Origin of the sequence: Jejuia pallidilutea, assembly GCF_002973595.1 — a bacterium.
Taxonomy (GTDB): Bacteria; Bacteroidota; Bacteroidia; order Flavobacteriales; family Flavobacteriaceae; genus Jejuia; species Jejuia pallidilutea.
In genome coordinates this window covers 351,894-376,852 of sequence record NZ_PVEO01000002.1, presented here as the reverse complement: position 1 = coordinate 376,852, position 24,959 = coordinate 351,894, and the positions used below count along the sequence as shown (strand labels likewise).

Here is a 24,959-nt window from a genome sequence, read left to right as displayed (position 1 = left end):
CCGTCCTGAAATAGCGATACACCAAACCTTTAGTGTATTGAAAACATCAGTAAACACTGGTTATGTAAAGCGTACCCAAAAACATTATGTATTTGTAGCGTTAAAACTACGCTTTCTAAAATAAGCCAAAACAGAGACAATAATTACCAATGCCACTAACACATAAATAAATGTAGGGATGGGCAAGGGGTCGCCTGCTGCATAACTGTGTAATCCAGAGAGGTAATAGTTTACTCCAAACGAGGTCATAATTATAGAGCCAAAAGCAAACACACTGGCAGTATTAAGTACATAGTTACTTTTAAGTTTTGGTATTAATCTAAGATGTAGCACAATAGCGTACACAATTATACTTATTAATGCCCAAGTTTCTTTAGGATCCCAAGCCCAATAGCGCCCCCAAGATTCGTTAGCCCAAATACCTCCTAAAAAAGTGCCCACTGCCAAAACAAATAAGCCAATGGTCATAGATATTTCGTTAATATAAGTAAGTTCCTTTATTTTAATATCTATAACTTTTTTAGTGGTTTTAGTTTTAAAAATAGTAAGTAATAAAGCCATAAACCCTAAAATAGCAGATAAAGCCAAAGGCGCGTAGCTACTTACTATAGTTGCTACATGTACCTTTAACCAAAACGATTTTAATACGGGCATTAAATTGGTTATTTCTGGACTTAACCAATCTAAATAGCTAACGAATAAAAGTGCGCCTGAAAATAGCGTAGCCAGAGGTAGTGCAAAATCAGATTTTCTAAATGTTAGCAGGCCACACAGCAGCAGTACCCACGATACAAATACAAGCATTTCGTAACCATTACTCCATGGTGCGTGCTGCGATACGTACCAACGTAAAATAATGTTTCCAGTGAATATAAGAAAACTTATAAGTGTAAGTATAATTAGCCCGTTCCATAAAAATTCTATTAATTTTTTCTTTGTAAAAATTTTAATTAATGCTAAAACAAGAAGTAAAGCGCCTAGAGTAAAATATACTTGAAATAACCAAAAGTTTAAATTAAGTTGGTTGTACCAGAGTTCTGCTTCTATACGTTTTCTGCTAGGAATAATGTCTGCTCCCAATACATCTTGAAATGTTTTTATGTAGCCTAACTTTTCGCTGGCTTCTACCCATTTTTTTTCGTTTACATCCTTAAAATAATTGGGCATAATTTGTTTTGCAAACCTGCCGTCTTCTGCAGGAAAATCTTGAAAATGGTGTGTATGGCTATGCCACTTATTATTTTTATCGTTACTATTAGGGAATACCTTTAAATAATTTCCTGCAAATACATTGTAAAGAATATTAAAACGTTCATCAACCTTTAAAACTTCCTTATCAAATTCGCTACGTTCAGCCGGTTTCTTTTTATTGGCATTTTCAACAACTTCGTCTAATAAGTATTTACCCTCTTTCTCCAATAGTTGCGAGAAGGATACCAAACCGTTTTCATTAATGCTTAAATTACTAAATAATTCGCCTCCTTTTTTAGGATCTACTTTAATAAGAGGCACATATTGCCAAATATTAGGAGCGGATTGCATTGCTAAAAAAGCTTGGTTTGGACTGTATCGTATACTTTTGCCATTTTCGGTATATTTAAAATAGGGTTTTCTAGATAGTTTTCTTAAAAATTCTGAAGCAAGCGTATTCATTGGTTTTATACGTCCATCTAGATCTTGCACCATTAAACGTCCAAAAAGTTCAGCATGTTGGTTATCTACCTCTAGTTGTTTTACAAGCTCTAGGTTTATGTTGGGTTTCTGGCTTTCGTTTTGTGAAAATACTGTATTGGAAAACGTTAATAACAGCAATACTAAAGCAGTACTTTTTAATTTCAATGTTTTTAATTTTTTGTTTACTAATGTGAAGCGAGACGATTTTCCAAAGAGTGTAAAAAACATACCAATCATCATTAAAAAGTAACCAATATATGTAACATTAGTACCCAAAGCATCGTGGTTTACTGCTAAAACGGTGCCTAATTCGTCAGTATCATAACTAGCTTGGAAGAATCTAAAACCTTTATAATCTAATACGTTGTTCATAAAAATACGATGTGGTATTTCTTTATCGCCATCAATTACCTTTACTTCACTAGCATAAGATGAAGGACTTGTAGAGCCAGGGTAACGTTCTAATTGAAAATCCTCTAAATAAATTGAAAAGGGCGTAGTAATAGGTTCGGCGCCGTAAGACAAAGTTACTGTTATATCATTAAAATTAACATCGTGAGTTGTTGGTAAAAACCCTTCTCTGTAAAGTAGCGTTATTTCCTTCTTGTTTTCTCCAACAGCTACATTTACAATAAGCGCATCGTCTTTTTGCTCATCGTTATCCTTAGGTTTTTCAGAAGCACTAACTATTTTAATTTCCCCTTTAGGATAGTAGGCAAGTGGCACGAACGATGCATCGCCATCACGATATAAGGTTCTTAATTGTATATCTTGCAAACTGTCCTTTTTTATGGTACTAGCCGTTTCGGTGGCCATAACAAAAGCGCTTAAATTTCTTGGTGATTGTATTTTAAAATTACCATCATTTTCGGTAATATTAATAACATCTTCGGCCTCAACATCAAATCCTATTTTATGTTGGTGTGCGCCAATAGCTTCAATTTCTCCCTTTTCGAGAAAAACGGTTTCCCTTCCATTTCCGGCAGAAACTATCATTTCTATCATGGGTTTACCATTTTCAGAATTATTTTCAATTTGAGGAACAGCATCGGCAATAAAATTTTTGTATGAAATAGAAATAGGAGTGCCTTCAAATTCAGAATCAATATTAAAATTGTTATTGCTTATGGGAGAAAATTCTAAATTTTTCTTTAGGGTTTTTGTTGTTTTTCCGTTAGATAAATGGATGTGTAAATAGTTGTTATCTGAGATAATTATATTAGAAGAAGCGCCTTCGCGAACACGCATTATGCCTCCATAGGATGCATAACGTGTAATTCCAGCACCTAAAAGAATTACTATAAACGCTAAATGAAAAGTTAGTAGTGCCCATTTTTCTTTACGCCAAAGTTTGTATTTGTAAATACTCATTATAAAGCTTGCCCCTAGGCCAACCATAACCAACTCGAACCACCAAGCATTGTATATAAGTTTCCAAGCGGTAGCTGTACCGTAGTCGTTTTCAATAAAAGTGGCAACGGCCATAGCAAATGCAAAGGTAAATAGACAAATAACGGCTAATATAGGCGACGCTAACACGCGTGAAAATTTATTCATTTGTATATAAAATGTATTTATAATTAAAAAAGACACCTTATTTTATAAGTATAAGGCGTCTTTTTTTTTTAAGACATATTTTTTTTGAAGTTTATTCTAGTGCAGAAGATACCGTATTAACAGGCATTTTAGCCTCTCTTTCTTTAGCTCTTTGTAACCATTTTGGTAACACGTTTTCTTTAAATTCGGCTTTTTCTGCTCTAAGTTTTTCCATATCTAAGCCAATGTATTCTTGAGCTTTTTCTTTAGTTGAAATATCGGGCATTTCAACAGGTTGGTTATGGCCTAAATCTGCTAATAATCTTGCTAATTTAACACGCGCTTCTTGAGCAATAACCAATCCGCTTCCTATAACACGTGCTGTTTCCACAGGTGAGTGAAATGATGCGCCATGTGCTGCTGCCGAATAATCCCAACGCCATTGGCCATGACGAATATCAGTTAAAATGGGTTTCATCTGTGCTTCTGTTGCACCTAATTCCCAACATTTTTTAGCTTCTAAATGGGCTTTAACAAGAAGGTTTTCTAGCTTTAATCTGTTCTCACTAGCTTTACGTTGTCTCTCGTATACATTGGCAATAAGCTTACTAGATTCTTCTCTATGACACACTTGGCATGCGTTTGATGTATTGTTTAATGGTGATTGAATATGGTGATCTGTGAATTTTTGTCCACCTTCACTTTTGTAAGGCATATGGCAATCTGCACATGAAACCCCTCTGTCTGCATGAACTCCGGTTGTGAAGGTTTCGTAACCAGGGTGTTGTGCTTTTAGCATTGGTGTTTTACTTAATTTGTGAGTCCAATCAGAGAATTCTAAATTATCGTAATACGCTTCCATATCTTCTACAGTTGTACCATTTTTCCAAGGGAATGTTAAATAAGGCACACCTTCTTTTCCAGGAACGTTTTTATCAAAATAATATTCAACATGGCATTGTGCACAAACTAAAGAGCGCATTTCGTTATGTGTAGCTTGGTTAATATCTTTTCCCATAGCATCAAACGCTTCAACTAGCGCTGGTCTAGAAATACGTAGTTTCATGGTTTCAGAATCGTGACAATCTGCACAACCAATAGGGTTAACTACTTGGTCTCCTTTATCGGCCCATTTTCCGCTATAAAATTCTGCGATACCAATTTCGTTCATTAATCTAGGTACATCAGGGCTCTTGCACGTCCAACACGTTGCTGGCATAGGGCCATCGCCTTCACCTTTAGGACCTCCAGTTCTTAGGGTATTATGAATATCTTCAATGGCATAAGCGTGCCCTCTTCCTTGGTTGTAATCTTTAGCAAAGCCATAACCAGCAAAAAGGATTACAAGATTAGGGTCTTCTTCTAATACATCGCGCATTGCTGAACCACCTTGCATAGATGCAAAACTCGTATCTAAAGTTTGTAGCGAAGATTGGTATTCCAAAGGAAAGTTTTCTCCCCATACTTCGTTTCTGGGTTCGTTTTCTGCGATATTTACACTGGGTGTGTATCGGTATTTTGCTTCAGATTTTCTATTGACAATACTAGAAGCCAAAAGCCCTAATAAGAAAACCACGATTATGGTTACTATAAATAATACTTTGTTTTTCATTTGGTTATGGGTTTAATCTTTAGTTTTAATTTGTTTTTCCATCCATTTAGGAATTACAGTTTCCTGCTGGTCTGTTGGTAGTGGTGCTACGTTAAATTTAATTGTGGACAAACCATGTACTTTGCCATGAGGCACTTGCTTGTGGCAACTCCAGCATTGGCGTCCTGTTCTATTTGCTTTATGGTCTTCAATGTAACCATCATATTTTGCCTGTGTAACTTGTTGTACATGGCAACGTATACAATTATTTTGAACCACTTCTTGCGACGCCTCCTTCATTTTTATAACATCGGGTTCGGCACGCGCTGTAAACACTGAAGCGTGATACAAACCATCCTTTGCTTTAAAATAGTATTTGTTCACAACATTGTTATGTGGTACATGGCAATCGTTACAATTAGCCCATTCTCTGTGGGAACTGTGCATCCAACTATTATAAACAGGTGTCATTACATGGCAGTTTACACAAGCTTGTGGATCATCAGACATGTATGATATTACGCGAGACTCTTTGGCCATAAACAAGCCCAAGCCTATAACCACGGCAATAAAGAATACTGCTGTAGTTCGCCATTTTGTTTTTTTAGGAGGTAATATCTTTTTGTTCACATTGGTTGTTTTTTAGTTACTTTTAAATAATGTGGGATTTATAATTAGTTGCGCCCAACCCCAATTATTAGTATTATCATTAGGTATTCCACCTTTTATTAGGCTCATACTGTCTGATGCAAACATGTGCGAGTAACCAATATTTAATTTTACGTTTTTCATTAATTTATTGGTATAAACTAAATCAATTTCAGTTCCTAAATATTTATCTGCATCGTCAATTAAGTTTGCATTAGCTAAAAAATAATGAGCTTTAGCCAGTAACGTAGACTTTTCACCTGTTTTAAACACTACTTTAGCATAAAAATCGTCTAAACCAACATTGTTTGCATGATTACCTACGTAAAAATAATCCATAAAGCCATTAAATTTATGATTAGTACCATATAGCGGTAAAAAAGATTTGTTTTTAGAATCTCCGCTTTGGTTTGTACCACTTAAAATTTCTAAACCTAAACCAAATAATGTATTTGCTGGTTTGTAGTTGGCTTCTAGCGATACTTGATAAGCACTTAAGTCTGTTGTTTCATCAGATTTTCCAAATTGATAATATGCCGACCCCATAAAGTTAACATTATTTATTGGAAAAGTAAAATATGATCCGGTTGTATGTTTGTAAAATACACCATCTGCAACATTATTATTGGCGCCAGTTAAATTTTGAAACCCAGTATTTAGAAATAAAAAGCTGGCAGAACTGTTTTTCCAAGTCTTCTTTAAATATGCAAATTGCATAGCTTTATAAGTTGAGGCCCCTTGTATGGTAAATACATTGCCTTCTCTAGCTTGCGATTGCTGACTGAAAGCAAATCCAAAATGCGCCATAAAACTATCTTTTTTATACTTTATTAAAGCTGCATCATGAAAACGCCCTTGCATTGCCCAATCTAATCCTCCTAAAATACGCTGGTCATCATAAGAAAGTACTTGTCTACCTAATTTGGTAGACCAGTTATCATTAAAATGAAACTCTGCCCATGCTCTAAAAAGCGAAAAGGAGTTATTACTATCGGTCGCATCAATTTGTCTGGTATCTCCCCAAACACTTACGTCTTGTACACTTAGCATAATATCTAAATTGTCTAATATATAGCTTACGTTTAATCTAGAACGCTGTACTACAAACGCAGCAGGCTCTGTATTGTTAGGGAATAAGTTGTTAAAACCATGGCGATACTCAAACCGAGGTCTTATGTCTGCGCCAATTTCTAACTGGGCGTGTGTAGTTTGAAAAGTAACAAATAATAAAAAAAATAAGGCTAGTTTAACGAAGTGTAGTTGGTTTTTACGCATCATTTAAGTTTGTTTAGAATTACTAAGCAAAACTCTTAAATTTTGTACATGAAAAACATGACAAATATCATGAAAACTAATATTTTAGATAAAAAGATATTAAAAACCTAAATAGTTTTAATATATTGATTTTCAATCATATAAAATGTTATGTAAATAAAAAAATACGTTATGTTAATAAATAAAAGGCTATTTAATTACTGAATTAAGTTTTTAAATATTGAAGTGATTTTTAAGCTCTAAAGTGTTATAGTTTAGTTTGGTAATTTCTAAATATAACCAATTAAAATCCCCTTCTTTAAGTTTCCATAAAACGTCGCTTTTACTTGGAATTTTGTAACCATTAAAATCTTTAAATTCTCTTATTTTAATGTACCAGGTTTGTAATGTTGCATGTTCTCCTGCGCCGTAATAGCGTTTTGCTTCAAAACTTTGTACCTCTCCAACATCTGAAAACTTAAAAACTCCTGTAACCGATTTTTCGTTTATTGTTAATGTAGCTTTAACAGTAAGTTTATCTATTGCTTCCCAGTATATGTAATTGTTTAGAGCCGCTGATGGAAACCATACTATTTCTGCCAAATACCTTAACATAGTTGCAGAATTAATTTTCTCGTTTTCGCCTTCATTTACAATTGGTATTATACCAGCCAATTTAATTAGCATATTACCTTTGCCATTTATAAGCTTGTCTCTACCAACCATTTTTAGCATTGGCATAACATCTACTTTAGTAGACCATATAAAGGCAGGTTCTTTAACATTAAAACACTGTTCTGCTGTAAAATTTAACCATTTGCTATTGGGTTTGGTTTTCATTTTACCTTTTTGCTGTAATCTTACAGAATTAATATTTTCTTTACCAACAACACCAGAATTTAGCATCCATTTTTGAATTATTTCAGGTAAGTGCAAAATCTCTTTCTCTAATACTGTGTTTGTGTTTTCAATATTTAGGTTTTGCAGTATTTGTGCTGTTTCAGTTTTAACCATAGTATTAAACTTATAGTTGCTGTATGCATAATAGCTTGCTACAATAATAATAATGTTGGCAATAGTTCCAAATTTTGCATCTTTCCATGCCAAGACAATTAATATTTGTGAAACAAAAGCAGCTATAAAAGCTACATAAAACCATTTTTTATTAGTTATTAATGCAGCGGCAGAAACCATAAACATTACAAACACAACCAACCAAATAGCCCCAATTGGTTTAGGTATACCTAATATTTGTTTATTTATGCCAGCAGAAAAATAAGAACTAGAAAAACCTATTAAATGAATAATACCATGTATTATCAACAAAAAAGCAAGTACAGTTCTCATTATAATTAAGTTTAGGATGTTTTACAAGGTTGAGTGTTTTGGTGCTACATTTACATCTAAGTCTGGTATCTTAACAAGCTCAAAAGTTGAAGATGCTAAAATAATTTTTCCATTAGTAGCTTCAAACGCTTTTCTAATAGCGTCATTCAACGCATCTCTTGTGCTTCGTCTTTTTTTATAATCTACTATATATCTTAAGTTAAATTCAATCCAATTATCGGTTAATTTCATTGCTAAAGAAGGGTCTACTATGGCGTCTTCAATATAGTATTTGTTAACCACATCTTTCCATTGGGATTTAGAATTAGTAGTGAAATTGGAGAGGATATTAGTAGTGACCTTAATAATTATGGATTTAGCTAATTCAATATCAGAGCCATACCTAATAGGTAAATCAAATCCATCCCAAATAAACGGAAAGTCTTGGGAATAGTTATAAATAGGGCCTTTAAAAACAAAGGCGTTGCTAAGTTTTACAATTCTGCCAGTGTAATTGTCGCTGTTAACCCATTGGCCAATTTCCATCATGGTGGTATAAATACTGTCAACATCAATTACATCTCCTTTTATACCGTTAATTTCTATGCGGTCTCCAGGTTTATATACTTTAACAATAAAAATATAGAGAGACCCTGCAATACTTAAAAAAAGTTCTTGTAGTGTAAAAGCAACACCTGCTGAAAACAAACCAATAGCTACAGTAAAGTCTTTTGTGTTTCCCGTAAAATATAAAGCGGACAAAATAATTAATATAATGTATCCAATAATTTCAATGCCTTTTTGCGATTTGTAACGTGCTGAGGTATCTAATATGTTTTTTCTTAATAATCTTCTAAAAAACTGAATACAAATTAGCACAATAGCAACCAGAAGCAAATACTTAAAAATGCTTGAAATTAAAGGGTGTTCTGCAACCCATTCTCTAATAAATTGAATCCATTTCATGTATGTTATAAAATTACGTAATACCTGTGTTTTTAAAAATGATGGATATCATTTCAAATACTAAGATGTAAACCGTTTTAGCTTATAATTTTACCGTCTTCCATTGTAATGATGCGGTTGGTGCGTTTTGCAAAATCTTCATCGTGGGTTACAATAAGCAACGATAAGCCTTGTTCTTCGCTTAACCGTTTGAAAATATTGAATACATTGTTAGAATTATGGCTATCTAAATTTCCAGTAGGTTCGTCGCCCATAATTATAGACGGATTATTTATTAATGCCCTTGCAATAGCCACCCGTTGTTTTTCACCACCTGAGATTTGAGACGCCCGTTTTTTTGCCAAATGGTCTATATTTAAAATATGTAGTTTTTGCATGGCATCGTGTTCTATTTCCTGAAACGATTTTTCGCCCAGTTTTTTTGCGGGCAGCATCACATTTTCTAACACCGAAAACTCTGATAGTAAATAATGAAACTGAAATACAAAACCAATATGTTTGTTTCTTATGTACGATAATTGGTCTTTACTATTGTTTGTAATTAACTTGTTATTAAGGTAAAGTTCGCCTTCGTAATCGGTATCCATCGTAGATAAAATGTAAAGCAGGGTAGATTTTCCACAACCCGATTTTCCCATTATGGATGTAAAATCGCCTTTACTTATTTTAAAATTAATGTCTTTTAACACATGAAAAAGTACAGGCTTTTTAAAGTATTTATTAATATGTTTTGCTTGTAGTACTGTGCTCATGTTATTGCCCTCTTATAATTTTAACAGGATCTATTTTTTTTGCTTTTTTAGATGGTAAATAACCCGCTAAAAATGTTGATACCATTGCAAACGTAATACCAATAACATAAAACCAGCCATCAAAATTTATAGGATAAGTTTCCACAGTTGGTAGCGCATCTGTTTTAAAAGGTATGGTGTTAATAATATTGGTGAAAATTAAACCTATTAATAATCCTAAAATACCGCCAATTAAACCAATAATTATAGCTTGACTCATAAAAATATATTGCACATCCTTACCAGAAAACCCTGTAGCTTTTAAAATGGCTATATCGTTCATTTTTTCGTAGATAAGCATGTTTAAGATATTATAAATACCAAATCCTGCCACTATAAGTAAGGTTATAGAAACTGCATATGTTATTAGGTTTCTTATAGTGGTTCCTGTTTCAAATTGTGCATTAGCAGTATTAATGTCTATGGCGGTAAGGTGAAACTGCTGTTCTATTTTTTTTGCTTTGGGTAAGGCTAAATTCATGTTGTGAAGTTTTACATTTATATCTGTAATGTAGTTTTCGGCTTCACCTAAAATACGTTGTACGGTTTTTATATTGGCAAAACTTTGAATGGCATCAATATCTGCTACGCCACTTTGGTAAATGCCAACAATTTTAAGCGGAAATACATCGCCTTTACTGGTGCTTATTTGTACGCGGTCTCCAATAGTTAACGACATTTTTTTTGCAACACCAGCACCTAGTAATATACCATTATCTGTTTTTTGAAGCATTTCTGGGGAACCCTTAACAACATAGTCGCTAAAATTAAATAGTTTAGCTTCGTCTAGCGGGTTGATGCCTGTTAAATTACCTCCAATTTCTATAGAGCCCGCAATGTAAAATATATTAGCTTTTATTTGCGGAATGGCACCTTTTACATCTTCGTCGTTGTTTAAATAATGAATAATTGGTAGGGCATTATGTATTTTTTTTTGACTTAATTTTGGCTTAATAGAATGTACCACATTTACACTATTTTTAAATGCATCGTACATGGCTACAGGCTGTTTTTTAGATGGTTCTATTTCATTGTAAATATGAATGTGTGGCGTTTGGTTAAGTATTAGATCGTCTAGCATACTGTTTAAACCCGTCATAAAACTTACCAAAGTAATATAAGCGCCAATGCCAAAGGTAACCCCAAGAGCAGCAATTATGGTTTGCTTAACCTTGGTAAGCAAATGTGTTTTTGCGATGTTTAGTATAACGCTCCAGTTAGTCATCATTATTCGGGTTTGTAGATTTTGGTACTTTCTGAGATACCTGAAGTTACTTCAACAATATCCATATTTTGTAAACCTACAGTAATGGGAATTTCACCTTCGTTGGTTTTTACCTTATTTCCGTTAATTATATACTCTTTAGGAATGGTAAGCGCCTCCTTTTTATTGCCAATAATAATGTTTGCCTCACCAGAAAGTCCTGGATATAATATTTCTGGAGTTTTGTTAAAGAGGGCTTCAACGGTAAATGTTTGGTTGCGCTCATCTTTTTTGGGAAGAATTTTTGATATTTTACCACTAAATATAGTATCGGTATAAGCGTCTAGTCTTATAAGTACTTTTTGGTTTTTTCTAATTTTTACGATATCTACTTCATCAACCAAAAGCTCTATAATAAAGGTGTTTGCGCTACCAATAGCTGCTAGTGGTTCTAATGTAGAAACGATTTCTCCCGGGTTTTTGTAAAGCGCATAAACTTTACCATTAATTTTACTTTTTACGGTAAAGTCTTTAGTGTTAATCAAAGCGCTTTGGTAGTTGTTTTTGGCTTGTTTTACGGTGGTTTGTAACTCGTTTTTTGTTCTTGTATACTTACTTTGTAATGTTTGTAAATTGTTAAGGGAGAGTTCGTAATTTAATTTTTTGGTGTCGAATTCAACCTTAGATCCTATATTTTGGTTCCATAGTTTTTTTTGCCTGAAATAGTTAATAGAATCGTTTTTGTACTTTAAAAGGGCAGCATTAATTTCATCTTTAATACTAGCTAAAATAGCGGCGTTTCCATGAAAGTTTTCTTTGGCTAAATCTAAGGTTAATTTTGCGTTTTGAGTATTAAGTTTTGGGGTTGTATTTATAATTTGAACTACAGCTTCATCTTTAGAAACTACACTGCCTTCTTCAACTAAATTAATATCTAAAATACCGCCAACAGCCGCATAAGCTTGGTATAAACTATCGGGTTGTACGGTTGCAGATGCATAAACCGATTCTGTTACATCTTTCTTTGTAGGTTGAATATAGTCTGTGTTTTTTGTACAAGACACATATAAAAAAATACTAAAGAAAATTATATAATATTTGTGCATTGTTGGGGAGTTATGTCAATTAAAAATAGAATTTGTTTTCAATTGTATTTAAGGTAAAGCGTAATTATTGGCTACCGTTGTTTTCCGGTAACTTCTAGTATATCAATTTTAAACACAATGGGAGTGCCTTCCGATTCAAGCTTACTTGAAAATTCACTAATAAAATTAGCTTCCTTTTGTTCTTTGTTGGCCATAATATGTTTTACACCTTTTGCAAATTCGTGTAGGTAGTATTTAGCATCTGGCCCTTTAAGTTCCTTAAAAGTACCTTCAACTAAAACACATTTCCATTTATTAACCGATTCAATCTCATCTACGCTTAACGACACATAATTGTGTTTTCTCATAGAATTTATTTTTTGTCCGCAAGCGGAATAGCAAATAATAAAATCATCAGCTTCATTATAATAATAAGTTATAGGAATTATAATAGGACACTCCCCAAATAAATAGGCCAAATGTGCAATATAATTTGTGTTTAGTATTAATAAACACTCCTGTTTATTTAAGTTGCGTATCATGACGTTTGTTTTAATAATTAATATTACTAAATAAAAAGAGGATTAAAAATGATAATCGTCAGGTGTTTATTTTTGGTAGGCGTTTTGTTGATAACTGTGTCATTAATTTTACTAAGAACAACAACAATAATAAGTACTGTTTAAAGCAATGGTATGGCCTTGTTTACTTGCTTTTATTAAATCGTTTTATTTTTTTAAGTCTGCGTTTGTCTTTAAAAGCCCAGTAAATGCCTTTAACATCGGCAGCCCAAACGTCGTACATAAAAATTAAGGTGATTTCTTCTAGGGTTTCCAGCAGGCCAATTATTAACATGCCGTAAAACAATACATATTCGGGTGAAAAAAATAGCGCCCAAAGTATAAATATACTTTGTATAACCGCAGATAGTTTTGCTAAATAGGTATGAAAAGCTGTAGCTTTCCCGTATTTGTAATAGGCTATAAACATTTGTACCGCATAGGGAATAAAGGCAATACAGATTAATATTAAATTGGTTTTAATAAAACTGGTTTCAAAATAAAATAAACCAATAAGCCCAATAATAAAGGTTATTTGGTCGCCAAAAGAATCTAGTTGCGAACCTCTTGGGCTTGTTATTTTTAGTGCTCTGGCCAAATAGCCATCAATAGCGTCTGTGGCATAACTAATTAATAAAAACCAAGTAAAAATTTGGCGTTCACCATACCAAATTAAAGCTAATAAAAATGGTGCAGCAATAATGCGGTAAAATGAAAACCAATCGGCTATATTAAAATTTTTAAATGTTAGCATATGTTTTTTAATACTCTAGGTTGGTGCGGAATATTAAAAATTATTCAAGTTTTTTAATCACCCATTTTTCATCATCCGTCCAAACAGCAAATAAATTATCAGACAGTAGCTGTGTTGTAAATTGTGGAGGTTGTTTTACAAAGTTTTTAGACAGCGTAATGTGTTTTGGATTTGGAGTTAAATAATGTGTTGTTTCTCCTTCGGTGTTTATAAGTACTTCAAAATAATTATGGCTAATAACGGTTTTGTTTAGTATATCGTTATGGCCAATGGTATCTTTAACTACCAATATAACTAGTGCGGTATCATCCTTAAAATTAGAGGCATTTAAAAACACGGGTTTAATTATGGTTTCGCCAGATTTGTTGATATAACCAAAATAAGTAATACCTTCTTTTTTATCTGAAATTAAGCATCGGTTATTTTTGAAGATGGGGTAGTTTTGGCTCTTAAAATCTGTAGTTACAAGATCGTCTCTAAAGTTAATTACTAAATCTCCTTCGGTATTAATAAATCCCCACATGTTACCTTTTTTTACAGCTGCTAAGCCATCATGGAACGGAGAAATATAATCGATACCTTTTACAGTTTGCGATAAACATGTAAAAGATATTAACGCAATAATAAAATGTAAAAAAATTGAATTTTTCATGACAATACTATTTATGTTGATAGCATAAATGTATTGCGAATAAGGTTATTATGAAATGATATTCGTCAGAACACCCTAGCTACATTTGCGATTTTATAATAGAAATAAGGTCGTTTTTTTGTAATACGCCAGATTGTCTCCAAACTTGTTTTCCATTTTTAAAAAGTAGCATGGTAGGTACACCTCTTACCTGATGTTTAGCAGCTAAAGCTTGATTTTTATCAACATCTATTTTTATAATTTTCACAGAGTCTCCAAGTTCTTTTTTAACATCTTTTAGAATAGGTGCAAGCATTTTGCAAGGGCCACACCAATCTGCAAAAAAATCTATTAGAACTATTTCGTTTGTGTTCAAAATGGTATTAAAACTAGGTTTCATTTTATTCTTTGTTTAATTCTAAATCTAATTTAGCGAGCATAATAAGCTCCGATTTGTTTTTGCGCGCAAAACTATTAGCAATAGTATGTGCTGTATTTAAAATAAGTTGGTTTAAGCTTTTGGTAAAAAGTGTTTCGTTTTTCTTCTTAAAACTAAAAAAGGCCTCAAGCCATGTTTCAGGAGCTACTTGTTCTTTTTTATATAAAGTTTGAAATTCGGTTAAAATGTGTTGGATATCTACAGAGGTAGTACTGTTTTTAAATGCATCGGCCATTGGCCATTCGGTTTCTAGTATTTTTTTTAAAGCATAGTATTCCTCGGCAAGCACTTTTTTATCTGCCGCCGCAATACCATAAAAAAGTTGGCCTAAGACTTTATAAAACGCTGTACTATAAGTTTTCATCCTTATTTTTTTAGAATAAATAAAAATAAGCCTTTTTTAGAGGGTTTACCATGATATTAATCAGTTGTTACAGCTGCTTTTCAGATTAAAATTCGTACTTTTATTTAAATTAAGCAATCTGTAATTGGTACACTATGTTTGGGCAGGATCAAGAGATTTTTAATGTGCTTTTAGGAGCAATTTCTGAAGGTGTTCTAATTGTAGATATGCATCAAAACATCATGGAAGCTAACAGTGCTTTGGCCTCTATTTTTGGTTATCAAAATAAAGAACTTGTAGGGCAACCGTTAGATCTGTTAATTCCGCACAGATACCATAGTAGCCATAAAGGTCATTTTAATAGTTTTATGGGTGAAGGCGACCGTAAGCAAATGAGCGAAGGCCGATGTGTTTATGGCGTGCGAAAGGATGGCACTAATTTTCCTGTAGAAATAGGACTTAACCCGTTTAAAATTTATGGAAAAACCTATGTAATGGCTATAGTTGTTGATATTTCGGAGCGAAAACAACAAGAAATTCAAATAGTAGAATTAAATGCGCGTTTAGAAGAAAAAGTAGCAAGTAGAACCAAAGCTTTAAACGAAGCGTTAAATGCATTAAAAATAACTAACAAAGAACTTGCAGACGAAAATACCAAGCGTATTGAGGCAGAAGAGGAAACAAGAAAAGCACTACTTAAGGAAATAGAGCTTAATGATTTAAAAACCAAGTTTTTATCCTTAGTTTCTCATGAGTTTAAAACACCTTTAAGCGGTATTTTAACCTCTGCTATGTTGCTGGGTAAATACAAACTAACCGAGCAACAAGAGAAGAGGGATAAACACTTAAAGATAATTACAGATAAGGTACACTATTTAAATAATATTTTAAATGATTTCTTATCGGTTGAAAAACTAGAAACCGGTAAGGTTAACTACAATTTTTCTGAGTTTAAACTTAGTAAAATTGTTAACGAGGTAGTCTACAATTGTAATATGCTTTTAAAGGAAGGGCAACAGATAAAATATCCTGAAAATGTTGATGAGATATCATTGTTTCAAGATGAAAAAATACTAGAGTTGGCTTTATCTAACTTAGTACAAAATGCCATAAAATATTCACCAGAAAACACCATTATAGATTTAAAGGTTAAGCAAAAAGCTGGCGTAACATCGTTTACAATTAAGGATCAGGGCATAGGGATACCAGAAAAAGACCAAAAAAATATTTTTAACCGTTATTTTAGGGCAGGAAACGTATTGCACACACAAGGCACAGGAATAGGTTTAAATATTGTGAAATCGCATTTAGAAAACTTAGGCGGCACTATCGTATTTAAAAGTGAAGAAGGAAAAGGTTCAACATTTACATTAACCTTACCCAACAAAGCAGTTATTCTATAAAATGAAGTAATATTTATGAAAAAGATATTGTTAATAGAAGACGATACTGTATTAAGAGAAAACACAGCAGAACTATTAGAGTTGTATACTTATGAAGTAATTACGGCTCCTAACGGTGTAGCGGGCGTAAATATGGCCAAAAGCAACCTGCCCGATGTAATAGTTTGCGATATAATGATGCCTAAACTAGACGGTTACGGTGTGTTGCAGGAACTTTCTAAAAATGAAGACACAAAACACATACCTTTTATATTCCTATCGGCAAAAACAGAGCGTAAGGACGTTAGAAAAGGCATGAACCTTGGGGCAGACGATTACATAACTAAACCATTTAACGAAGATGAATTGGTAAGTGCTATAGAGAGTAGATTAGCCAAGGCAGCCTTGATAAAAGACGATTTAACAAAGACAAAACAAAGTAAACCCCTGCCAAATGATACATTACATACCTTAAACGATTTAAAGAATTTTTTTGATGATGTGGGAGAAACATTCTTGTTCTCTAAAGGCGATGTAATTTATAGGGAAAGCGAAAACTCTAATTATATTTACTTAATAAGGGAAGGCGTAGTAAAAAATTATAAAATAGATGAAGATGGCAAGGAGTTAATTACCGCCTTGTATAAAGAAGATGATTTGTTTGGTTATACCTCCTTTACACACAATTTGCCATACCAGGAATCTGCTACCGCCATGGAAGATACAGAACTTGTTGGCATATCTAAACACGAGCTTAAGGATATTTTAGATAACAACCATAGGCTGGCCTTAGAGCTTATAGAATTACTTACGGACAATCTTTCTTCAATAAAAAGCCAATTGTTGCAAATGGCCTACAGTTCTGTAAATAAAAAAACAGCCGCAACTATACTTAGGTTTGCCGAAAAAATTAATAATAAACCAGAAGACCCTATAAAGATTTCTAGAAACGATTTAGCCAGTGTTGCTGGAGTAGCGCCAGAAACGTTTATTAGAACCTTGTCTAAGTTTAAAAAAGAAGGGCTAATTGATGTTCAAGGACGAAATATTGTTGTGTTAAATATCAATAAACTTCAGCATATACTCTAAGGGTGATATTAATGCCCTAAATGACCAATATCATTTTTTATCTATATACTTGCTTTTACATTTGTAATACTAAGCTATATAGCTATGAAAAATATTTTAATCCCAACGGATTTTTCTGAAAACTCCTGGAATGCCATAGAATATGCGCTCAATTTTTTCGAACAACATTCTTGTAATTTTTACCTATTACATGTTAACACCATTAGTAGCTTAATTACAAATGATGTGGGGTATGCCCCAACACAAGATATTATTGAGGAAACTCTAGTAAAACCATCAAAAGTACAATTAAAAAAAGTACTTAAACGCATAAGCACGCTACCGTTAAAGGCAAATCATAGATTTTTTACTTTAACAGATTATAATTTTTTTATAGAATCTATTAGAAAACATGTAGGAGAAAAAAACATAGATCTTATTGTTATTGGTACCAAAGGTGCCACAGGTTTAAAAAAACTAATAATTGGCAGTAATGCCGCTAGTGTTATAACAAGGGTACAATGTACCACATTGGTTGTTCCAGAAAACGCAACCTTTGTAAAACCTAAGGAAATAGCTTTCCCTACAGATTTTTCTACTTTTTACTCTTCAGGATTATTAAATCCGGTATTAAGAATTTTAGATTTAATAAAGGCATCAATTAGAGTATTGCACATTAATAAGCGCGATTATAAGTTGAACGACGATCAGCAAAGAAACAAAGCGTATTTAGAAGATTTTTTTAGTCATCATAACCATAGTTTCCATTTTTTAACAAATAAAGATATTGAAGCTGCCATACAGTGTTTTGTTGAAAGTAGAGACATAGATTTAATAGTAATGGTGGCTAAAAATTTAAACTATTTTCAACGTATATTGTTTCATCCGCTTGTTGAGGAAATTACTTATCATACAGATATCCCTTTTTTAGTGCTTCATGAATAACACCTTAAATTATGGAAAATACATCTATTTTTTTAGCAAAGTTTTGGGGATGGTATCTCATTATATTTTTTGTAATATTAAGTTTTAACCCAAAGCGTATCAGGCAGGTTTTTTTAGATTTAAAAGACGAAAAGTTCCTAATAATTGCAGCTTTTATGGCCATAATAATAGGACTTCTTAATATTTTGTTTCATAATATTTGGGAACCTAACTGGAAACTTATTATTACATTAATTGGCTGGTTGGCACTTTTTGAGGGGCTGTTGTTGTTTGTTTTTCCTAAACGAACAGTGGCTTTACTAAATTTTATAAATATAAAATTTGTTCAGGTAATTTATATGTTATTATTCTTAGTGGGCGTTTTTTTGCTTAACATAGCGTATGGCCTAGTAACGTATTAAAAATGATAACTATCAGTTTTGCCATTTTTAATCACTAATCTTAACAATATTCAATAGGCGTTAATTTATTTTTTAAAACTGATGGCCGTCATTACTTTTCTAAAAGCGCTATTGTAAATTAGTACCATTAATTAATTCTACGTTCTTTAAAGTTGGTTAGTTATAAAAATCAATGATTTACAAATCGTAAGACCTTGTAAATCATGAAAAGGGTTTAACGTTGCCATTTAGCTAAATATTACAGTGTGTTTTTAGCAATAAAATAATAATAGTAATAAAGGTTAAATAATAGCATTAAACTCTTTAAGGATACAGGAAGCTGCGGCTTCCTGTTTCTAACTAAAAAAGATAGATTTTGCCACTGTAAGAAGGCAAAAATCTTATAGAGTGTTTTTTACATATGTTATTTTGTTTAGTAGAATTTTAAATTTTTGGGGATAAAGGTTTTTTAAACTTAATTTAAACAGAGTAATACAGTATTAAACCCTCAGGAAAAACGGTAGGCTAAAAAAGGTTTACCGTTTTTTTTGTGTATTTCTTAATCTTAAAACAGTTTTTCATCTGACGAATATCATTGTTTCTCTTCTGTGTAGTTGCTAACTTTAAAACATAGCAATAAATAAAAACAGTCATGAGAAGGGTATTAGTTCCAACAGATTTTTCCGATAATGCTTTAAACGCCATTAACTATGCTTTAGAATTTTTTAAGTACGAAATCTGCGTGTTTTATTTTATGCATGCCTACCAAGACGATATTTATACTAATGAAGCATTATTAACCAGGAAAACACTAGAAAAAGCCACAAACCTTGTAAGTAAAAAATCTAAAAAACAATTAGAAGATGTTTTAAAAATTGTAAAGGAAAAACATCCTAACCCAAGGTTTACCTATCGTACCATTTCCTCAAACAACGTATTGGTAGATGAGGCCGACAAAATTGTTGACAACGAAAATATAGATATAATAGTTATGGGTACCCAAGGAAAAACAGATAATAGAAAATTAACCTTTGGCAGCCATACCTTACAAGTATTAAAATATGTAGAATGTCCTGTTCTGGCCATACCCAGGAACTATAAATACACACAACCAAAACATGTGCTGTTTCCAACAAATTACTTAATCCCATATAAGAGAAGAGAGTTAAAGTTACTCTGCGAAATGTTAGCGCCATTTAGGGCTAGGGTAGATATGCTGTATGTTGCTAAAAGCGATAAACTATCAATGCGACAAGAAGACAATAAAGCGTTTATAGAAGAAACACTTTGTAAAAACGATACCCACTTTTACACCGTAAACAAAAAACATGTTTCTGAAGCTATTAACGACTATATAGCTGAATATAAAATAGATATGTTGGTAATGGTAAATACAAGACATTCTCATTTAGAAAACATACTATATCAATCCTCTATAGATAAGATAAGCTTAAATGTTGGTATCCCATTTTTGGCATTGCAAAACATTAAGAGAGATAATTTTTAATTTAAAAAACACAATCATGAAAAACATACTTCTACCTACCGATTTTTCAGAAAACTCATGGAATGCAATTACATACGCCCTAGAGTTGTTTAAAAACGATGTGTGCACCTTTTACCTGCTTAATACCTATACGCCAGCAGTATATCATGTAGAATATGTATTGGTTAATCCTGCACAATTTGGTTTAGTAGATTCTGCCAAGGAAACTTCAATTAAAAACCTTGAAAGTTTTAAGGAGCGAATACAAAAGGCATTTAAAAATCCAAATCATACTGTAAAAACGTTGTCCGTATTCAATTCCTTAGTATCAGAAGTAAAAGATCAAGTAGCAGAAAAAGCAATCGATACTATTGTAATGGGCACAAAAGGAGCAACAGGTGCTAAAGAAGTGCTTTTTGGCTCTAACACCGTACATGTGCTAAACCAAGCAAAATGCCCTGTTTTAGCAATTCCAGACAGTTTTAAATATGAAAACCCTCACGAATTACTATTTCCAACAGATTATGAAATTGAATTTAAGAGCCACCATTTAAATCCAATTTTCGATATAGCCAAGTCGCATACCTCTAGGGTTAATGTACTGCATGTGTCTTATGGTAATGATTTGAGTGTACTACAGCAAAAAAACAAAGATATTTTAGAAAGCAAACTAGCTAAAGTAGCTAATGTTTTTCATGATGTTAGCAACTTAAATGTAGAAGAAGCCATACTAGATTTTCAAATGAAGAACAAAATAAATATGCTGATTATGATAAATAATAAACATTCTTTCTTTGAGAATTTATTTTTTAAAAAATTAATCCACCATATAGGATTTCATATAAAAACCCCCTTTTTAGTAATCCCTTCAAAAACAGAATAATATTATGAAAACTAACAACAAACATATTTTATTGCCAACCGATTTTTCAGATAATTCATGGAGCGCTATTGTATATACACTAAAACTGTATGCCAACGAAAACTGTACGTTTTATATTCTAAATTCGGCATATCCTAGTGTGTCTTCAATATCAGATAAATACAGTAAGGTGTTTAAGGATGCAGAGGAAAAAGCCAAGAAAGATTTGTTGGAAATTAGGGCTTTAGCAGAAGCTACAGATGCAAATGCAAATCATGAATTTCAAGTAATATTAAGTTTAGAAAACTTAAACTGGGCTATAGAAAAAGCTATAGATAAACATAAAATAGATCTTGTGGCCTTGGGAACAAAAGGCGCAACTGGTGCAAAAGAGTTTTTCTTTGGAAGCAATACGGTAAGAATTATAAAAAAAATAAGAAGTTGCCCAGTTTTAATAATCCCTGAGGATTATGATTTTGTTACACCAAAACAAATAGCTTTTCCAACCGATTTTAATCGCCTTTATGGAGCCGAAGAATTAAAACCTTTAAAATATTTAGCATCGCTTTTCAATTCTAAAATACAAATAGTGCACATTAATAAAGAAGATGAATTAGATAGTGTGCAAAAGCGTAACCTATCATTGTTAAAAAGCCATTTAGATACTTTTAAGCATAGCCTTCACTTAGTATCGCATTATTCTAATAAAGCTACGGAAATTAAAAAATTTATTGAAGAGCTCGATATAGATATACTTGTAATGGTAAACTATGAACATAGTGTTATTGAACAGATTTTTAACGAACCTGTTATTAAAAAAATAGGATTTAATCCTACCATACCATTTTTAGTTATACCCGGTTAATTTTATTACAAATGGTAAGGTAAGTTGGTAAACAGTTAACTCTTAAACATACAACCATGAAACGAAATATATTATTGCCTACAGATTTTTCTAAAAATGCATGGTACGCCATTCTTTATGCACTAGAATTGTATAAAACTGATGCTTGTAATTTTTATTTGCTAAACGTATTTTCTGGAACTTCCAATATTGTGGATAGTCTTATAAACATGGATCCAGGAAGTGAACTTTACGAAACGGCAAAAGCCGATGCTGAAACAGGGTTGGCTAAAGTGTTAGATATGATTGCTTTTAGGGAGCATAAAAACCCTAAGCATAATTTTATTCCTATTACAACATTTAATCATCCGTTAGAGGCTATTAAAAACATAGTTGAAGAAAAGGATATAGAAATAATAGTAATGGGCACTAGGGGCGTAACCAATGCTAGAAATGTAGCTTATGGCAGTACAGCCTTAAATGTTATGGAAAAAGTAAGAAATTGCCCAGTAATTGTTGTACCTGCCAAAGCAAAACATAACTTGCCCAAAGAAATTGTTTTTCCTACAGGTTATAAAACACCGTTTAAAAGACGCGAATTAAATTATTTAGTAGAAATTTCTAAAACATGCAATGCGCCAGTTCGCATTTTATACGTTTCAAAAGCAGATGAACTGAATAATAAACAACTAGAAAACAAAAAGCTTCTGGAAGCTATTTTACAGGACCTTACTTATTCGTTTCATAGATTAAGTCATATAGAAATACCTGTAGCCATTAATTGTTTTGTAGAAAGTAGGGATAGTGATATGGTGGCGTTTATTAATAGAAAGCATACTTTTTTTAGAAGCATGTTAACGCAACCATTGGTAAAAGATATAGCTTACCGTTCTACAGTACCTATATTGGTAATGCACGATTTAAGAAACTAAATTATAGTGTTTTCCTTATGGATAATAAATCAATAAATATTATTAAATCGTCTGGAGAAACTGTTAAGTTTTCATTAGAAAAATTACAAAATTCCCTTAAGCGTACAGGCGCAGAAAAAGCAATTGTAGATACTATAATAACAACGGTAGTAGAAGAGCTATACCCAGGCATTACAACTAAGGAAATCTACAATAGGGCTTTTGCTTTGCTTAAAAAGAAAGAACGGTATTTAGCATCAAAATATAAACTTAAAAAAGCTATTTACGAATTAGGGCCTACGGGTTTTCCGTTTGAACGTTTTGTTGGGGCTATTTTAAAATATTCTGGCTATAACATTCAAGTTAACCAAATAGTACTTGGAAAATGCGTAAAACACGAAATAGATGTTATAGCAACTAAAAATAGCGACACAACCATTGTAGAGTGTAAGTTTCATGGGGAGCAGGGATTAAATTGTAATGTAAAAGTACCGCTGTATATAAACTCCAGATATCTAGATGTTAAGGAAAAATGGAATGGAAATTCCAAAAACAGTAATAAACTCACCCAGGGTTGGGTGGTTACAAATACGCGTTTTACCGAAGACGCCTTAATTTATGGCAATTGTGTTGGCTTGTATTTGTTAAGTTGGGATTATCCTAAAAACAACGGTTTAAAAGACAGAATAGATAGGTTGGGTTTGTATCCAATTACAGTATCTACATTACTAAACAATAGAGAAAAACAGTTTTTATTAAGTAGGGATATTGTGCTTTGTAGAGAGTTAATTGGTGACGACTTTTATCTAGACCACTTGGGTGTTTCAGATGTTAGGAAACAAAGAATACTTAAAGAGATAACACAGCTTTGTAATTATTAAACTTTATAAGATGGCAGATTATGCTAAAGTACACTTTTTAGGAGGTGCAGGCACGGTAACGGGTTCAAAATTTCTTATTGAAGCCTTGGGGCAACACATACTTATAGATTGTGGTATGTTTCAGGGACTTAAAGAACTGCGCGAACTAAATTGGAACGATCTGCCTGTAAATGTAGCAGCAATAGATTTGGTATTGCTTACACATGGCCATTTAGACCATGTAGGGTATTTACCAAGATTAGTAAAACAAGGATTTAAAGGAAAAATTATTGGTACGGCGCCAACGCTAGCCATTGCAGAAATTATACTTAAAGATAGTGCCAAAATACACGAAGAGGAAGCCAAAAAAGCCAATAAGGAAAACTACACGAAGCATAACCCCGCATTGCCTTTTTACACCGTAACAGATGCAGAAAAAACCATTAGGCTTTTTGAGGTAGAAAGGGAAGGAAATTGGAAAGTGCTTTCAGGAGGGATATCTTATCGTTTTAAACAAAACGGACATATTATTGGTGCAACTTTTATAGAGTTAGATATTAATAACAAGCGGTTTGTGTTTTCAGGCGATATTGGTAGAAACGACGATTATTTGCTACAAAACCCCAAAAAACCCGAGTGGGCAGATTACCTGTTTATTGAAAGTACTTACGGTAATAAATTACACCCAAAAGAAGATGTAGAAACTACATTGGCTACATTAATTAAAGAGGTTATTCAAACCCGCGGAAACTTAATAATACCAAGTTTTGCAGTAGAGCGTCTTCAATCACTCATGTATATTTTATGGAAATTATATAAAAAAAATAGTATTCCAAATATCCCAATTTTTGTAGATAGCCCTATGGGTAATAATGTGTTAGAAGTGTTTAAGCAGTTTCCAGAGTGGCATAAACTATCACAATCAGAGTATAATGCCATGTGCAACCATATTAACATTATTCAGTCTTATAAAGAAACATGGAAAACTATAGACGATACTAGGTCTAAAATAGTAATAGCCGGAAGCGGTATGGTTACAGGGGGTCGTGTGTTAACCTACTTACAACAACTTATAGATGAGCCTACTACAACAGTGCTTTTGGTAGGTTATCAAGCAGAAGGTACCAGAGGGCGACAATTATTGGACGGCGCTCATGAAATTAAGTTTTTTGGCAAATATTACCCCGTTAAAGCCCGTATTAAAAGTATAGAAAGTTTATCGGCGCATGCCGACCAAAATGGTTTGTTACAGTGGTTGGGCAGCATTAAAAACAGGCCAGAAAAGGTGTTTTTAATTCATGGGGAACCTTCAGCTATAAATACGTTTAGAATTAAAATACAGGACACCTTTGGTTGGCAAGTTTGCTGTCCAAAATTAAATGATGAAGTGCAACTAATTATTTAACTAAAATATTTATA

At 32.8% G+C, this 24,959-nt stretch carries 24 protein-coding genes; 10 read left to right on the top strand and 14 right to left on the bottom strand.

Annotated elements, in window-relative coordinates; translation table 11 throughout:
- Positions 1-84 precede the first annotated feature (84 nt).
- The 14 genes from ccsA to CLV33_RS05140 form a co-directional block, all read right to left on the bottom strand.
- Positions 85-3,231, bottom strand: a complete 3,147-nt coding sequence (gene ccsA / locus CLV33_RS05205) for a cytochrome c biogenesis protein (protein ID WP_244906384.1) — start codon at positions 3,229-3,231, stop codon at positions 85-87.
- Positions 3,232-3,322: 91 nt separating this feature from the next.
- Positions 3,323-4,822, bottom strand: coding sequence for an ammonia-forming cytochrome c nitrite reductase (gene nrfA, locus CLV33_RS05200; protein WP_045371334.1), 1,500 nt, complete (start codon positions 4,820-4,822; stop codon positions 3,323-3,325).
- 12 nt (positions 4,823-4,834) lie between these two features.
- Positions 4,835-5,431 (bottom strand): cytochrome c nitrite reductase small subunit, encoded by a 597-nt coding sequence (gene nrfH, locus CLV33_RS05195; RefSeq protein WP_042241022.1) that lies wholly within the window; start codon positions 5,429-5,431, stop codon positions 4,835-4,837.
- 12 nt (positions 5,432-5,443) lie between these two features.
- Positions 5,444-6,727 (bottom strand): alginate export family protein, encoded by a 1,284-nt coding sequence (locus tag CLV33_RS05190; RefSeq protein WP_244906383.1) that lies wholly within the window; start codon positions 6,725-6,727, stop codon positions 5,444-5,446.
- A gap of 210 nt (positions 6,728-6,937) precedes the next feature.
- Positions 6,938-8,050, bottom strand: a complete 1,113-nt coding sequence (locus CLV33_RS05185) for a DUF6544 family protein (protein WP_105472992.1) — start codon at positions 8,048-8,050, stop codon at positions 6,938-6,940.
- Between the two features lie 21 nt (positions 8,051-8,071).
- The gene (locus CLV33_RS05180; protein ID WP_105472991.1) at positions 8,072-8,995 is read right to left on the bottom strand and encodes a mechanosensitive ion channel family protein; all 924 of its coding nucleotides are present in this window, start codon (positions 8,993-8,995) and stop codon (positions 8,072-8,074) included.
- A 77-nt stretch (positions 8,996-9,072) separates the two neighbouring features.
- Positions 9,073-9,747, bottom strand: coding sequence for an ABC transporter ATP-binding protein (locus tag CLV33_RS05175; RefSeq protein WP_042241033.1), 675 nt, complete (start codon positions 9,745-9,747; stop codon positions 9,073-9,075).
- Between the two features lies 1 nt (position 9,748).
- Positions 9,749-11,011 (bottom strand): ABC transporter permease, encoded by a 1,263-nt coding sequence (locus CLV33_RS05170; RefSeq protein ID WP_105472990.1) that lies wholly within the window; start codon positions 11,009-11,011, stop codon positions 9,749-9,751.
- A 2-nt stretch (positions 11,012-11,013) separates the two neighbouring features.
- Entirely contained in the window at positions 11,014-12,096 is a 1,083-nt protein-coding gene (locus CLV33_RS05165; RefSeq protein ID WP_042241035.1) for an efflux RND transporter periplasmic adaptor subunit, read from the bottom strand.
- Between the two features lie 71 nt (positions 12,097-12,167).
- Positions 12,168-12,617, bottom strand: a complete 450-nt coding sequence (locus CLV33_RS05160) for a pyridoxamine 5'-phosphate oxidase family protein (protein ID WP_105472989.1) — start codon at positions 12,615-12,617, stop codon at positions 12,168-12,170.
- A 163-nt stretch (positions 12,618-12,780) separates the two neighbouring features.
- Positions 12,781-13,389, bottom strand: coding sequence for a CDP-alcohol phosphatidyltransferase family protein (locus CLV33_RS05155; RefSeq protein WP_042241041.1), 609 nt, complete (start codon positions 13,387-13,389; stop codon positions 12,781-12,783).
- Between the two features lie 40 nt (positions 13,390-13,429).
- Positions 13,430-14,041 (bottom strand): WG repeat-containing protein, encoded by a 612-nt coding sequence (locus CLV33_RS05150; RefSeq protein ID WP_105472988.1) that lies wholly within the window; start codon positions 14,039-14,041, stop codon positions 13,430-13,432.
- Between the two features lie 79 nt (positions 14,042-14,120).
- On the bottom strand, positions 14,121-14,420 hold the full coding sequence (gene trxA, locus CLV33_RS05145; protein ID WP_105472987.1) for a thioredoxin: 300 nt from the start codon (positions 14,418-14,420) through the stop codon (positions 14,121-14,123).
- 1 nt (position 14,421) lies between these two features.
- Positions 14,422-14,823 carry a hypothetical protein gene (locus tag CLV33_RS05140; RefSeq protein WP_105472986.1) on the bottom strand — a complete coding sequence of 134 codons (402 nt, stop codon included), beginning with the start codon at positions 14,821-14,823 and terminating at the stop codon, positions 14,422-14,424.
- Between the two features lie 134 nt (positions 14,824-14,957).
- Here CLV33_RS05140 and CLV33_RS05135 point away from each other — a divergent pair, with 134 nt between their 5' ends.
- From CLV33_RS05135 to CLV33_RS05090, 10 genes are all read left to right on the top strand, one after another.
- The gene (locus CLV33_RS05135) at positions 14,958-16,205 is read left to right on the top strand and encodes a PAS domain-containing sensor histidine kinase (RefSeq protein ID WP_105472985.1); all 1,248 of its coding nucleotides are present in this window, start codon (positions 14,958-14,960) and stop codon (positions 16,203-16,205) included.
- Between the two features lie 15 nt (positions 16,206-16,220).
- Positions 16,221-17,273: a response regulator gene (locus CLV33_RS05130; protein WP_105472984.1), complete on the top strand. Its 1,053-nt coding sequence runs from the start codon at positions 16,221-16,223 to the stop codon at positions 17,271-17,273.
- Positions 17,274-17,357: 84 nt separating this feature from the next.
- A complete protein-coding gene (locus CLV33_RS05125) occupies positions 17,358-18,197 on the top strand; it encodes a universal stress protein (protein ID WP_105472983.1) in 840 nt (279 codons plus the stop codon).
- 11 nt (positions 18,198-18,208) lie between these two features.
- The gene (locus tag CLV33_RS05120; RefSeq protein ID WP_042241052.1) at positions 18,209-18,598 is read left to right on the top strand and encodes a hypothetical protein; all 390 of its coding nucleotides are present in this window, start codon (positions 18,209-18,211) and stop codon (positions 18,596-18,598) included.
- A gap of 631 nt (positions 18,599-19,229) precedes the next feature.
- Entirely contained in the window at positions 19,230-20,084 is an 855-nt protein-coding gene (locus tag CLV33_RS05115) for a universal stress protein (RefSeq protein WP_105472982.1), read from the top strand.
- 16 nt (positions 20,085-20,100) lie between these two features.
- Positions 20,101-20,946, top strand: coding sequence for a universal stress protein (locus CLV33_RS05110; RefSeq protein WP_045371323.1), 846 nt, complete (start codon positions 20,101-20,103; stop codon positions 20,944-20,946).
- 4 nt (positions 20,947-20,950) lie between these two features.
- The gene (locus CLV33_RS05105) at positions 20,951-21,790 is read left to right on the top strand and encodes a universal stress protein (RefSeq protein WP_105472981.1); all 840 of its coding nucleotides are present in this window, start codon (positions 20,951-20,953) and stop codon (positions 21,788-21,790) included.
- Between the two features lie 56 nt (positions 21,791-21,846).
- Entirely contained in the window at positions 21,847-22,701 is an 855-nt protein-coding gene (locus CLV33_RS05100) for a universal stress protein (RefSeq protein WP_045371320.1), read from the top strand.
- 17 nt (positions 22,702-22,718) lie between these two features.
- Positions 22,719-23,561, top strand: a complete 843-nt coding sequence (locus CLV33_RS05095; protein WP_105472980.1) for an ATP cone domain-containing protein — start codon at positions 22,719-22,721, stop codon at positions 23,559-23,561.
- Positions 23,562-23,571: 10 nt separating this feature from the next.
- Positions 23,572-24,945, top strand: coding sequence for an MBL fold metallo-hydrolase RNA specificity domain-containing protein (locus CLV33_RS05090; protein ID WP_042241062.1), 1,374 nt, complete (start codon positions 23,572-23,574; stop codon positions 24,943-24,945).
- The last annotated feature ends 14 nt before the right edge of the window (positions 24,946-24,959 follow it).

Bases quoted from the DNA above. Each gene is read 5' to 3' on its own strand.
- CLV33_RS05170 (WP_105472990.1), bottom strand. From the start codon at position 11,011: ATGACTAACTGGAGCGTTATACTAAACATCGCAAAAACACATTTGCTT.
- CLV33_RS05160 (WP_105472989.1), bottom strand. From the start codon at position 12,617: ATGATACGCAACTTAAATAAACAGGAGTGTTTATTAATACTAAACACA.
- CLV33_RS05095 (WP_105472980.1), top strand. From the start codon at position 22,719: ATGGATAATAAATCAATAAATATTATTAAATCGTCTGGAGAAACTGTT.
- CLV33_RS05175 (WP_042241033.1), bottom strand. From the start codon at position 9,747: ATGAGCACAGTACTACAAGCAAAACATATTAATAAATACTTTAAAAAG.
- CLV33_RS05120 (WP_042241052.1), top strand. From the start codon at position 18,209: ATGGAAAATACATCTATTTTTTTAGCAAAGTTTTGGGGATGGTATCTC.
- CLV33_RS05185 (WP_105472992.1), bottom strand. From the start codon at position 8,050: ATGAGAACTGTACTTGCTTTTTTGTTGATAATACATGGTATTATTCAT.
- CLV33_RS05115 (WP_105472982.1), top strand. From the start codon at position 19,230: ATGAGAAGGGTATTAGTTCCAACAGATTTTTCCGATAATGCTTTAAAC.
- CLV33_RS05180 (WP_105472991.1), bottom strand. From the start codon at position 8,995: ATGAAATGGATTCAATTTATTAGAGAATGGGTTGCAGAACACCCTTTA.
- CLV33_RS05130 (WP_105472984.1), top strand. From the start codon at position 16,221: ATGAAAAAGATATTGTTAATAGAAGACGATACTGTATTAAGAGAAAAC.
- CLV33_RS05165 (WP_042241035.1), bottom strand. From the start codon at position 12,096: ATGCACAAATATTATATAATTTTCTTTAGTATTTTTTTATATGTGTCT.
- CLV33_RS05150 (WP_105472988.1), bottom strand. From the start codon at position 14,041: ATGAAAAATTCAATTTTTTTACATTTTATTATTGCGTTAATATCTTTT.
- CLV33_RS05135 (WP_105472985.1), top strand. From the start codon at position 14,958: ATGTTTGGGCAGGATCAAGAGATTTTTAATGTGCTTTTAGGAGCAATT.
- trxA (WP_105472987.1), bottom strand. From the start codon at position 14,420: ATGAAACCTAGTTTTAATACCATTTTGAACACAAACGAAATAGTTCTA.
- CLV33_RS05110 (WP_045371323.1), top strand. From the start codon at position 20,101: ATGAAAAACATACTTCTACCTACCGATTTTTCAGAAAACTCATGGAAT.
- ccsA (WP_244906384.1), bottom strand. From the start codon at position 3,231: ATGAATAAATTTTCACGCGTGTTAGCGTCGCCTATATTAGCCGTTATT.
- CLV33_RS05100 (WP_045371320.1), top strand. From the start codon at position 21,847: ATGAAACGAAATATATTATTGCCTACAGATTTTTCTAAAAATGCATGG.
- CLV33_RS05140 (WP_105472986.1), bottom strand. From the start codon at position 14,823: ATGAAAACTTATAGTACAGCGTTTTATAAAGTCTTAGGCCAACTTTTT.
- nrfA (WP_045371334.1), bottom strand. From the start codon at position 4,822: ATGAAAAACAAAGTATTATTTATAGTAACCATAATCGTGGTTTTCTTA.
- CLV33_RS05105 (WP_105472981.1), top strand. From the start codon at position 20,951: ATGAAAACTAACAACAAACATATTTTATTGCCAACCGATTTTTCAGAT.
- CLV33_RS05125 (WP_105472983.1), top strand. From the start codon at position 17,358: ATGAAAAATATTTTAATCCCAACGGATTTTTCTGAAAACTCCTGGAAT.
- CLV33_RS05190 (WP_244906383.1), bottom strand. From the start codon at position 6,727: ATGATGCGTAAAAACCAACTACACTTCGTTAAACTAGCCTTATTTTTT.
- CLV33_RS05155 (WP_042241041.1), bottom strand. From the start codon at position 13,389: ATGCTAACATTTAAAAATTTTAATATAGCCGATTGGTTTTCATTTTAC.
- CLV33_RS05090 (WP_042241062.1), top strand. From the start codon at position 23,572: ATGGCAGATTATGCTAAAGTACACTTTTTAGGAGGTGCAGGCACGGTA.